Origin of the sequence: Paraburkholderia podalyriae, assembly GCF_014397785.1 — a bacterium.
Lineage (GTDB): Bacteria > Pseudomonadota > Gammaproteobacteria > Burkholderiales > Burkholderiaceae > Paraburkholderia > Paraburkholderia podalyriae.
Map to the genome: position 1 here is coordinate 1 of NZ_VZQQ01000336.1, position 257 is coordinate 257.

The following is a 257-nucleotide window of genomic DNA, read 5'->3' on the forward strand; positions in this document are numbered from 1 at the left end:
CGTTGTCGATCACGATGATCGTGTCGCCCGGCTCACCCTTGCCCACCAGCGTCGGCTGCGTGTCGTCCGTGCTCTCCCCATTGCCCACCGGACCCTGGATCGGACCCACGTGGTCAATGACTTCGCCAATCGACGGCGTGTCCGGCGGGGTCGTGTCCACGATCACGGTCCACGGGTCCGACGGCTTGCTTTCGTTGCCCGCCGGATCGCGTTCCACCAGCGTGAACTCATGCCCGCCTTCGTCCAGCGGCGTTTCA

The 257-nt window shown here is 65.8% G+C and carries 1 protein-coding gene; it reads right to left on the reverse strand.

All coding sequences use genetic code 11. The features are described from left to right. Positions 1 to 217, reverse strand: a 217-nt coding sequence (locus F6X42_RS46710; RefSeq protein WP_187639802.1) for a hypothetical protein, incomplete at its 3' end; no start/stop codon positions are given. Between the last annotated feature and the right edge of the window lie 40 nt (positions 218 to 257).